Raw genomic sequence first — 11,941 nt, forward strand, 5'->3', positions numbered from 1 at the left:
TTATAACTCTCGAGAAAGATCACAATGTTCAACCAACAATCTCCTCATAAAGGGATCACGATTACAAGCTACCCAGACAATGATTGATTTGTTAGGCCAGTGCTTTTAGATAGAGCTTATAGTCTACAGAAGGTAGAGGATTAATGGCTAAAGCAAAACAACTCGGACGTTCAGCGTTAGCACTAACATTGATCAGCTTATCAGGTTGTCAGCTGTTTCAATCACACACATTTCCATCACACCCACAAGCGACAGTTTCGCCGCTCGTAGCGAGTGGTCATGCTCATGTGGTCGCATTGGTCCGTGACCAAATGGATATGTATTTGAGTTTTGAAGGCCGGGAGTACTTTTTAAATCAACTGTTAGTTGCTCTTGAGTCGGATACTCGCGACAGATTTAAAGGAAAAGATCCGGAAACTTACGCTTGGTGGAAAATCCGCGTTCAACCCAACGAATGGCATCAGGCCAGGGCTACTTTGCCCATGGAAGAGGGGGTTGAAACATACGGACAGCTGACGTTTATGGATGTTCCTTACCGGTCGAAAACAACCATGAACTTACGCTCTAAACCGAGCCCGGATGCCGAGGAACTCAGCCAGATAAGCAAAGGTGAGGTATTTAATGTACTCGCGATAACTGATGAGTCTCCCTGGTTTCTTGTTGAACAAAGAGGCGTGATCAAAGGCTATATGCATAAAGATTACGCGCGAAGCAATGCAGGAGAGCGGGACATTCTGTCAACGCCACCAAATCCGCTGTTGGTAACATCATCTTCAATAAATGAAAAATTGCAAAATCAATATGATATGAACGGTCGCTACACCTGCCGGATGCTAAGTTACGAGCTGAGCAAAGATGGTGACTACACCACAGGGTCGTTGCGGGCGTGTCGTAAGCAAAGAAAGGTTTGGTACATCGACACCGCACTTCAATCTTAAATTGTACGCTTCTCGTTAGGTTTGAAATACCATCTACTTAGTCGTGGTATCACTAAGTGGATTTTACCAATCTAAACTTTGTCATTAATTGTCCAACTTCCCGTCATTTAGTTGTCACTAAAACCCCCTACTTTGCCAATAGAGGTGTATCAAAGTGAGGGAAGCTCATATGAGAACGATAGAGACGATTACTCAGCCGATAGCAACCATCGCTAAGCTTGACTTAGCATTTTCCAGCGTTTGTCTTCAGCACCGATTTAACCACCAGGTCGCGAATATCAGCAGGGGAGTTTCACACAGTGGTGATGGTCATCTTTACGTGGTTCTGGGTTTATTAGCCTGGTATCTGGATAAAGAACATGGCTTATGGTTTTTGCTTACGGGATTGCTGGCCTTTGCTATTGAATTACCCGTCTACTGGGCGTTGAAAAACAGTTTTAAACGCCGTCGTCCCGAAGAGTTAAGCGTATTACTGCCTACTTTTATTACCCCTTCTGATCGCTATAGCTTACCTTCCGGGCATACTTCTGCCGCGTTTTTGATGGCCACACTTATCGAGCACTTTTACCCTGCACTGGGTTACGCCGCGTTTTTCTGGGCTGGCTTGATAGGTGCTGCGCGCATTTTTCTTGGGGTGCACTTTTTTACTGACATTGTCATCGGCGCGGCGCTGGGAAGTCTGTGTGGTGGATTTGCAATTTCTGTCTTCGGAGTTTGATTGATGAAAATCCTATACGGTGTTCAGGGCACCGGAAACGGTCATATTGCTCGTGCAAGAGCGATGAGTAATGCATTTTCACAGCATGACGTACAGGTCGACTTTTTGTTTTCCGGGCGTGATCCCAGGAAATACTTTTCGATGGAAGCCTTTGGTGATTATCAGACGCGCCGGGGATTCACGTTTGTCACTGAGAAAGGTTCGGTGAATTACGCTAAAACAGCACTCAACAATAACCTGATTCAGTTTTACAAAGAAGTGAGTGAGCTAGATTTATCATCTTATGACCTGGTTCTTAATGACTTTGAACCGGTAACGGCGTGGGCGGCACGAAAGCAGAAAAAGCCTTGTATTGGTATCAGTCACCAGAACGCTTTTCGTTATCCGGTTCCGCTGAAAGGAGCGAGCTGGCTGGACAAGTCGATGATTGAGTATTTTGCTCCATCTCAGCATCATCTGGGATTGCACTGGTATCATTTTGACCAACCTATACTGCCGCCCATCATTCATACGTTGACCAGCCAGGAGCAATATGACAGTTTTGTGTTGGTTTATCTTCCTTTTGAATCGATTGATGATATCGCGGATCTGCTGTTTCACTTTAATCAGCAGTCATTCATCTGCTACCACCCGGATGTAACAGAGCGTGAAGTTATCGAGAACATTGAGCTGCGTCCCTTGTCTCACTCTCGGTTCCAGCGTCACCTGCATCAATGTAGTGGGGTCATCGCTAACGGTGGATTCGAGTTACCGTCAGAAGCGCTTTCTCTGGGAAAGAAGCTGTTGCTGAAACCACTGGCAGGGCAGTTTGAGCAGCAGAGCAATGTGGCGACGCTAGAAGACTTAGGTCTGGCTACTTCGATGGACGGGTTAGAAATTTCAACGGTACGCCGTTGGCTGAAGGAACAGCACGCAGAAAGTGTTAAGTATCCGGATGTCGCTCAGGCTGTGGCTGACTGGGTGTTGCAGGGGGCATGGGATTCTCAGGAAGAGCTATCCAGGCAGTTGTGGGAACAGGTCGATTTTCCGAGTTATGTTTCTAATATTTAGTCGTAACGCCATCTCTGGAAAGCAGCTACCTAAAGTTTGAGTAGCTGCATTTTCTGTCTCTTTATCATCAATTCATACACTGCAATTTTAATCTTCTTAAACTGGACTGTGTACTTAGTTCTCTGATCCATTGATGTGGCTTTTTAGCCCAGGAAAGAACAATAACTCTGGCACATGAAGGACAGGGCTGACAGGTGTTCTTATAAATACGCTGAATAGGTTGTCAGAAAACTCTGAAATCGTGGTTTTAGACTTTTTTATGTTTTTCTCAACGCTATGATAATGCGCTTATAAATACCTGGTTGCATAAAATTTAGTGATTAAATATCAATCGAGTTGTTAGACCTTGATTGATTCGTTGATAGTACGGTCCGAGCCGTACCTATGCGGTCGATTGATAAAACGGGTTATCCATTCGTGAAATGATTCGAATCCAGCCGCCGTCTTTTGTGCGACATGAGATTCTATTCGCTATGAATTCATTGAACCAAATTGACGATTACACAAGAGGCGCACTCGATGTTAGAGAAGAAAGACGCAATGAGCGCAATTGCTAGCTACCGTATGGAAAGCACGTTGCGTGGAGTAGATTTGAACTTGCTGACAGTATTTGATGCTGTCATGCAGGAGCAAAACATCACTCGCGCAGCACACAATTTAGGCATGTCTCAACCAGCAGTGAGCAATGCCGTAGCACGTTTGAAAGTGATGTTTAACGACGAACTGTTTATGCGTCAGGGGCGCGGCATCCAACCGACACAACGTGCACGTCAGCTATTCGGCCCTATCCGCCAGGCGTTGCAGCTGATCCGTAACGAACTGCCAAGTTCCGTATTCCAGCCAGAATCTTCAACGCGTCTGTTTAAACTGGCGATCTGCAGTCCGTGTGATATGCGCTTTGCACCAAAGATCATGGCTGAAGTAGATCAGCAGGCACCAAACGTTCAGCTGCATTTAGATGCGGAATTTGACCGTCTCCTTTCTGAGCGCATGCGTTATCAGGAAATCGATTTTGTGATTGATTATGCTCGCTTTGATGAGCAAGGCTTCTCAAGCACTGAAATCTTTAAAGATGAGCTGGTGGTGATTGCTTCTAAAACCCACCCGCGCGTTTATGGATCGGTGAGTGCTGAGCAGCTGATCAATGAAAAACACGCGAAACTATCAAGAATCCACGGTCAGCGCAGTTTTTCCGAGCAGGCGTATCGCGAACTTGATTGTCTGGCGGCATATGAAGGTTCGAGCCTGAGCAACCTGCTATACGTAGTTGGACAATCTGAACTGGTGACGATTGTTCCGCGTTGGATGGCTGAAAATGCAGTAAACAGTGACCAGTTACAAATTTTGGATTTCCCATTTGCTAACAAAGAAATCAGTGGCTTCCTGAGCTGGCATGAGTCAAGTGAAAAGGACAAAGGTCATATTTGGCTGCGCGATCAGCTGATGGTGATTTGCGGTGAGGTTGTTGCCTCAAAATAAGTAACTGCAGACTGAAGAATAATTCAAAGCCCCGGGGGATGTGTATCCTTCGGGGCTTTCTTTTTTGCGTAGAGGAAAATGAGCGTGGTATCGCCTAAAGTGATCCTAGGGTCTGTTGACCTTTCGAGCTGATTTTTGCAGCAGTTTGTGGGTTCTTTATACAAGGCAGAGGCTTTGAAATGTAGCTACTCTACCTGATAAGCCGATAACGCAGTAGAAAGGAGCCACAAATGCTGCCCGAAGGGTTCGGCCAAAAGCGTTTTACTCTTTGTTGAGAGGTGTTTTACTTAGAATGACTAGGCTACAAACCTCTCGCCGCGATTAAAACGCTTTTATCTCGAACAAAATTTAACTGCGAAAGGTCAACAGACCCTAATGTTCACTTTATATGTAAGATTATTCTCATATTCGCGATAAGTATGATGTCCGTCAGTTGCGTTTTCGTCTTCTATGAGTACACTTGCTCGCTCAAATTAGCTTACACCTGTAAGCCAAAGGTAAGTAGAGATGGCCAAATTAGATTTTCATATTGTTAAACGTATTCGTGAACAAATTGCGAAAGGTGGTAACCGTACTGCTCTTAAACACAAAGTGGGTAAAGAGTGGCAAGGTATTAGCTGGCAGCAGTTTGGTCTGCAAGTGGATAACTTATCGCTTGCTCTTTTGGCTCAGGGATTGAGAATCCAGGATAAGATCGGCATTTTTTCAAATAATATGCCGCAATGGACGATCGCTGATTTCGCTGCTCTGCAATTACGCGGCGTAACGGTTCCTATTTACCCGACTAATACCGCTGCTCAGTCGGCATATATCATCGACAATGCGGATGTGAAAGTACTGTTCGTCGGTGAACAGGCTCAGTTTGATGCCGCAGTCAGCATTTTCGAGCAGTGCGCTCAGCTAGAGCTGATTGTTGCCATGTCTGATGATGTTGAGTTGGGAGAGCATGATTTTACCATCTCTTGGCAGGACTTCCTTGCTAAAGGCAATACAAGTTACCAGGACGAGCTAAATACACGTTTAGAACAGGCACAACAAGATGACCTTCTAACTTTAATTTATACGTCTGGTACGACGGGGCAGCCAAAGGGTGTAATGCTAGACTACGCCAACATCGCTGCGCAGCTTGAAGGTCACGACCAACGCTTAAAACTGTCGCAAGATGACGTTTCTCTCTGTTTTCTGCCGCTTTCTCACGTCTTCGAGCGTGCGTGGACTTTCTATGTTTTGTACAAAGGCGCAACCAACTGTTACCTGCAGGATACAATGCAGGTGCGTGATGCACTAAGCGAGGTTCGTCCGACCGTAATGTGTGCCGTACCTCGCTTCTACGAGAAGATCTTCTCGGCGATTCATGAAAAAGTTTCCCGCGCACCGATCCACCGTAAGATCATGTTCACCTGGGCGGTGAACATGGGCGCAAAAATGGCGGCATGTCGTCAGGAGCAACGTAAGCCATCCTTGTTGTTACGCAAATCTTATGCTCTGGCAGATAAGCTGGTACTGAGTAAACTACGTGCACTGTTAGGCGGGCGCATCAACTTCATGCCTTGTGGCGGTGCCAAACTGGACGAGACGATTGGCCGGTTCTTCCATGCTATCGGTATCAACGTTAAGCTGGGTTACGGCATGACTGAAACCACGGCAACTGTGTCTTGCTGGGATGACCATTGCTTTGCCCCGGACTCTATTGGTATGTCTATGCCGGGCGCACAAGTGAAAATTGGCGAAAACAACGAGATCTTAGTTCGTGGGCCGATGGTGATGCGTGGCTATTACAAAATGCCGGAAGAGACTGAAAAAACCTTTGATGAACACGGTTTCTTAAAGACGGGTGATGCAGGCCATATCGATGAGAACGGTAACCTCTTTATTACTGACCGCATTAAAGAGCTGATGAAAACCTCGAATGGTAAGTACATTGCGCCGCAAATGATTGAGGGTGCCATTGGTAAAGATCACTTTATTGAGCAGATTGCGGTTATCGCAGATACGCGTAAATTTGTTTCGGCGCTGATCGTACCGTGTTTTGATTCACTGGAAGAGTACGCCAAAGAGCTGAACATTGCCTATCACGACCGTGTTGAACTGATTAAGAACCATCAGGTGGTCGAAATGCTTGAAAAGCGGGTGAATGATCTGCAGAAAGAGCTGGCTAAGTTTGAACAGGTTAAGAAGTTCAAACTGCTGCCGAAGGCTTTCTCTATGGACAATGGTGAACTGACGCCAACGCAAAAACTTCGTCGTAAAGTAATTAACGATAAATATCAGAATGAAATCGAAGAAATGTACAAAGAAAAGCACTAACTCTGCTTTGTCGAACTGATTAAAATTTCAGATTGTTCAATAAATCCCCACAAGTGCTAGCGCGTTTGTGGGGATTTTTGTTTGCGGGTACTTTGTCCCTGTTTATATTTCAGGATCAATGGTTCTTCTCTGTTAGATAGAGTTTTATATGAAATAATGTTCTTTATTTATTGAGCAGGCTTTATCTTCTACTGCTATTCTAATCTTCTTTAGCGCCTATCCCTCTTGAGGTGCTATTTTCTAGTATCTTGTTAAAAAATTAGATCTTCCTCTCATTAGACCCGTTGATGATTAAACGTTACATTTATTGAGTAACCCTGCGGGAAGTTATGACGAACGCAGGACATAGCCGAAAACCGTGGAAGTATTTCGATTAGGCTACGAATAAGCCCTAAACTATGTGAAACCAGACCAAACCGTTGACCTTACGGTGAGGAAACTGGTTAAGGAGAGCAATTATGACAGCAATGTTGTCAGGCGCAGAGATGGTTGTGCAATCTCTGATCGAAGAGAATGTATCTCAGATCTTTGGTTACCCTGGCGGTTCCGTTCTAGATATCTACGACGCACTGCACGCCAAAACCGACCAAATTAAACACGTACTAGTAAGACATGAACAGGCGGCGACGCACATGGCTGACGGTTATGCCCGTGCAACGGGTAAGCCTGGTGTGGTACTAGTATGTTCAGGTCCCGGTGCGACCAATACCATTACCGGTATTGCGACCGCTTATATGGACTCTATCCCGATGATCGTTATTTCAGGTAACGTCCCTAACAACCTGATCGGTAACGATGCATTCCAGGAATGTGACATTGTGGGTGTATCTCGCCCGGTGGTGAAACACAGCTTTTTGGTAAAGAAAGCAGAAGACATTCCTGAAACCATCAAAAAAGCATTCTACATTGCGACAACTGGACGCCCTGGTCCGGTAGTGATTGATTTGCCAAAAGATGTGATGAATCCGCAAATTAAGCTGCCTTACCAATATCCTGAAAGCATTTCGTTGCGCTCATACAAGCCAACGACTTCGGGTCACAAAGGGCAGATCAAAAAAGCACTTAAATCGCTGGTGGAAGCGAAAAAGCCGGTACTTTATATCGGTGGCGGTGCGGTGATCTCAGGCGCGCATGAACATATTTATGAGTTAGCAGATAAACTCAATCTTCCGGTAGTCAGTACCCTGATGGGACTGGGTGCTTTTCCGGGCACACATAAGAATTCGCTTGGCATGCTGGGTATGCATGGTACCTACGAAGCTAACATGGCCATGCATGATGCTGATTTGATATTTGGCATCGGTGTCCGTTTTGATGACCGTACGACGAATAATCTGGAAAAGTACTGTCCGAACGCCAAGGTCATGCATATCGATATCGACCCGTCCTCGATCTCCAAAAACGTTAAGGTTGATTTGCCAATCGTAGGCTCAGCCGAAAAAGTGCTGACGACTATGCTGGCTTTACTGGCTGAACAAGAGCATACCAATGACGCAGAAGCCATTCAGGCATGGTGGGCTGATATTCAGGTATGGCGTGATCGTCAGTGTCTGGCCTATGAAACTTCACCAGAACGCATCAAGCCACAGCAAGTTATTGAAACACTGCATAAGTTGACCAATGGTGACGCGTACGTTGCTTCTGATGTAGGTCAGCACCAAATGTTTGCCGCGCTCTACTACCCGTTTAATAAGCCGCGCCGTTGGATTAACTCCGGTGGTTTGGGCACGATGGGCTTTGGTCTTCCTGCTGGTATGGGCGTGAAGTTCGCGATGCCGGAAGAAGAAGTTGTAGTGGTAACCGGTGACGGCAGTATTCAGATGAACATCCAGGAGTTATCGACGGCAATGCAGTACGATATTCCGGTGAAAATCATCAACCTGAATAACCGATTCCTAGGCATGGTAAAACAGTGGCAAGACATTATTTACCAAGGTCGTCACTCAAATTCATACATGAGTTCTGTTCCTGATTTTGCAGCTATCGCAGAAGCTTATGGTCACGTTGGTATTCGTATCGAAACGCCGGATCAGTTAGAAGCCGGTCTACAAAAAGCACTCGATATGAAAGACCGTCTGGTGTTTGTTGACATTAACGTCGATGAAACTGAGCACGTTTACCCTATGCAGATTAAAGGCGAGGGTATGGACAAAATGTGGCTAAGCAAAACGGAGAGAACTTAATTATGAGACACATTATTTCATTGCTATTGGAAAACCAACCAGGTGCTTTGTCTCGCGTTGTAGGCTTGTTCTCTCAACGTGGCTATAACATTGAATCTTTGACAGTATCGCCAACGGATGACGAAACCCTGTCTCGTTTGAATATCACAACGACATCAAATGAGATGCAGCTTGAACAGATTCAGAAGCAGTTACACAAACTTATTGATGTATTAAAAGTTCAGGAAGTGACTGAATTTGAACATCTTGAACGTGAACTGATGATGGTGAAAGTAAAAGCCAGTGGCTTTGCCCGGGCTGAAGTCAAACGTACAGCAGATATCTTCCGTGGACAGATTGTCGATGTTACCGCAGCGCAGTACACCGTGCAGCTGGCGGGGACCAGTGAAAAGCTGGATGCGTTCATTAAAGCCATTTCAGAAGTTACTGAGGTAGTAGAAGTCGCACGTAGCGGGGTAGTTGGTATTGCCCGTGGAGAGCGTGCTCTTAAAGCTTAGTATGTACCGATAGTAATTATTAAACAAAAGCCACCATGACTCTTATAAGTTAATGGTGGCTTTTCTGTTTTTAGTGCTAAGTGAATCAAACTCACGAATACCAAAAACAAAAAGAGGGCATAAAGCCCTCTTCTCAATTAACTGATGATTAACTCTTCAGTCTTATAGTACGTGTACAGAAGCTGTGTTCGTTGTACCAGAAGCAACTAGAGCACCTGAAACCATAACAACGATGTCGCCTTTGTTACCCAGACCAGATTCTAGTGCAAGCTCTTTACCTGCAACGTAGAACGCGTCAGTGTTTTCGATAGAGTCAACAACGACAGGTGTAACACCTTTAGTAAGAACTAGCTGAGCAGCTGTCTTCTTGTTAGTTGTTAGCGCTAGGATGTTTGCAGTTGGGAAGTATTTACGTACTGAACGTGCAGACTTACCGCCTTCAGTTGCAACAACGATCAGTGGAGCAGCCAGTTTTTCAGCTGTGTCTACAGCACCTTTACATACCGCTTCAGTGATGCGTAGGCGTGGGCTGTCCAGACGAGAACCTAGCTCAGCTTTAAGAGCTGAATCTGTACGGTTCGCGATTTGAGCCATGATAGTTACTGCTTCTACTGGGTATTTACCTTTTGCAGTTTCACCAGAAAGCATTACTGCGTCAGTACCGTCCATTACTGCGTTAGCTACGTCGCCTGCTTCCGCACGAGTAGGACGTGGGTTGTTGATCATAGAATCAAGCATTTGAGTTGCTGTGATAACCATCTTACGTGCACGGTTACACTTCTCGATCATCATTTTCTGAGCGAAGATTACTTCTTCAGCTGGGATTTCAACACCCAGGTCACCACGAGCAACCATGATGCCGTCAGAAAGCTCTAGGATCTCATCGAAGTTATCAACACCTTCTTGGTTTTCGATCTTAGAGATGATGTGGATGTTCTCGCCGCCGTTTGCAGCAAGAACTTCACGGATCTCTTGAACGTCAGAAGCTTTACGGATGAAAGAAGCCGCTACGAAGTCAACGCCTTGCTCACAACCAAACTTAAGGTCGTTCTTATCTTTTTCAGATAGAGCAGGTAGGTTTACAGAAACGCCTGGAAGGTTAACACCTTTGTTTTCGCCTAGTGCACCGTTGTTAAGAACTTTACACTTAACTTCAGTATCAGTTGTTGCGATAACTTCCATTTCGATTAGACCGTCGTCTACCAGGATAGTGTTACCAGTGTTTAGGTCAGCTGCGAAACCAGCGTAAGTTACTGCAACTTTGTCTTTGTTACCTACAACTGAAATGTCAGTTGTGAAAGTGAATTCTTGACCAGCTACCAGATCAACGTCGTTACCGCCTTCTAGTTTGATAGTGCGGATTTCTGGACCTTTAGTGTCTAGAAGGATTGCTAGTTGTTTGCCAGTAGCTTCCATTACTTGGCGGAAGTTCGCGATACGAGTGCCGTGTTCTTCGTAGTCACCGTGAGAGAAGTTAAGACGCATTACGTTCATGCCTGCGTTTACTAGTTCAGTTAGCTTCTCTACAGATTCAGTTTTAGGGCCAATCGTACAAACGATTTTGGTCTTTTTCATGGAAGATACTCTCCGGTAAGTATAGTTACAATTTGAAAGTCGGTTATTACTCTGAAGTTAAGGTGTTTTTGATGACATTTTGTGCCTGCCATCCACCGATTTTCCACCACTTCAATGAACTTCAGATTCTGAAAGTCTTTCACCAAGTTTAGTCATTTTATGACTTAAAGGTCGGCGATTTTGGTTACCTTTTTGTGACTAAGTGCACTTTATATGCAGAATGTTGCAAAAAAATAGCCGTCAGTTCTGTAATTTATTTTCTTTTCGGTGGCGAATTCTACCACCTAATGAATCCAATATCACTGTTTAAGAATTGTCTTAGGACAAGGTTTCAGCGAGAAATATTAATTTTTTGGATCGAAATAAATGGACTTAAAAGTTTCGACTTGACTATAATAACTTTCAAATCGAAACTTAAGATTAAGTGCCAAATGTCGAAACGAAACACTCAACTAAGAAGACACGCTATTTCTAACTTGGTTTCTGAGCAGGGAGAAGTCAGCGTAGATGAACTGGCTCAGAAGTTTGAAACCTCAGAAGTCACGATTAGAAAGGACTTGGCCTCTCTGGAGAAAAACGGCCAACTTTTGCGTCGTTACGGTGGAGCAATCGCGATCCCGACTGAAGTGATTCATGAAGAATTGGGTACAAATGTTTCGACTCGAAAGATCGGTTTAGCAAAAGCGGCAGCATCTCTGATTAGGGATCACAACCGGATTGTTATCGACAGTGGCAGTACAACCGCGGCATTGATCCAGCAGCTGAACGACAAGCGTGGCTTAGTTGTCATGACCAACTCACTGCATGTTGCCAATGCACTTAATGAACTAGAGAGCGAGCCAACTCTGCTGATGACAGGAGGGACATGGGATACACACTCAGAGTCTTTCCAGGGCAAAGTCGCGGAATCGGTTTTGAGAGCTTATGACTTTGACCAGCTTTTTATTGGCGCGGATGGCATCGATTTAGAGCGTGGCACCACGACTTTTAACGAGTTGGTTGGCCTGAGTAAGGTGATGGCGGAGGTCTCGCGTGAAGTTATCGTGATGATTGAGTCTGAAAAAATCGGCCGCAGGATCCCGAATCTTGAACTTGCCTGGCAGCAAGTGGATGTACTAGTGACTGATTCTGACATAAAAGCTGAACATAAATTACAGATAGAACAGCATGGCGTGACAGTGATTTGCGCCTAGA

At 45.1% G+C, this 11,941-nt stretch carries 9 protein-coding genes; 8 read left to right on the forward strand and 1 reads right to left on the reverse strand.

Going from position 1 to position 11,941, the window contains the following annotated elements; all coding sequences use genetic code 11:
* Positions 1-143 precede the first annotated feature (143 nt).
* The 7 genes from KHN79_RS01690 to ilvN all read left to right on the forward strand — a co-directional run bounded on the left by KHN79_RS01690 (position 144) and on the right by ilvN (position 9,172).
* A complete protein-coding gene (locus KHN79_RS01690) occupies positions 144-938 on the forward strand; it encodes an SH3 domain-containing protein (RefSeq protein WP_182009699.1) in 795 nt (264 codons plus the stop codon).
* A gap of 169 nt (positions 939-1,107) precedes the next feature.
* Positions 1,108-1,656 (forward strand): phosphatase PAP2 family protein, encoded by a 549-nt coding sequence (locus KHN79_RS01695; protein ID WP_211907263.1) that lies wholly within the window; start codon positions 1,108-1,110, stop codon positions 1,654-1,656.
* A 3-nt stretch (positions 1,657-1,659) separates the two neighbouring features.
* Positions 1,660-2,706 carry an MJ1255/VC2487 family glycosyltransferase gene (locus KHN79_RS01700; protein ID WP_182009697.1) on the forward strand — a complete coding sequence of 349 codons (1,047 nt, stop codon included), beginning with the start codon at positions 1,660-1,662 and terminating at the stop codon, positions 2,704-2,706.
* Positions 2,707-3,225: 519 nt separating this feature from the next.
* Positions 3,226-4,185 carry a LysR family transcriptional regulator CalR gene (gene calR, locus KHN79_RS01705; protein WP_182009696.1) on the forward strand — a complete coding sequence of 320 codons (960 nt, stop codon included), beginning with the start codon at positions 3,226-3,228 and terminating at the stop codon, positions 4,183-4,185.
* Between the two features lie 507 nt (positions 4,186-4,692).
* Positions 4,693-6,492: a long-chain fatty acid--CoA ligase gene (locus KHN79_RS01710; protein WP_182009695.1), complete on the forward strand. Its 1,800-nt coding sequence runs from the start codon at positions 4,693-4,695 to the stop codon at positions 6,490-6,492.
* A gap of 458 nt (positions 6,493-6,950) precedes the next feature.
* Positions 6,951-8,675, forward strand: coding sequence for an acetolactate synthase 3 large subunit (locus KHN79_RS01715; protein ID WP_182009694.1), 1,725 nt, complete (start codon positions 6,951-6,953; stop codon positions 8,673-8,675).
* 2 nt (positions 8,676-8,677) lie between these two features.
* Positions 8,678-9,172, forward strand: a complete 495-nt coding sequence (gene ilvN / locus KHN79_RS01720; RefSeq protein WP_182009693.1) for an acetolactate synthase small subunit — start codon at positions 8,678-8,680, stop codon at positions 9,170-9,172.
* A gap of 162 nt (positions 9,173-9,334) precedes the next feature.
* On the opposite strand, the gene pykF is transcribed toward ilvN, so the two are convergent.
* Positions 9,335-10,747, reverse strand: a complete 1,413-nt coding sequence (gene pykF / locus KHN79_RS01725) for a pyruvate kinase PykF (RefSeq protein WP_182009692.1) — start codon at positions 10,745-10,747, stop codon at positions 9,335-9,337.
* Between the two features lie 431 nt (positions 10,748-11,178).
* Between pykF and KHN79_RS01730 the strand changes: the two genes are divergently transcribed.
* The gene (locus KHN79_RS01730) at positions 11,179-11,940 is read left to right on the forward strand and encodes a DeoR family transcriptional regulator (protein ID WP_182009691.1); all 762 of its coding nucleotides are present in this window, start codon (positions 11,179-11,181) and stop codon (positions 11,938-11,940) included.
* The last annotated feature ends 1 nt before the right edge of the window (position 11,941 follow it).

Origin of the sequence: Vibrio sp. B1FLJ16, assembly GCF_905175385.1 — a bacterium.
Lineage (GTDB): Bacteria > Pseudomonadota > Gammaproteobacteria > Enterobacterales > Vibrionaceae > Vibrio.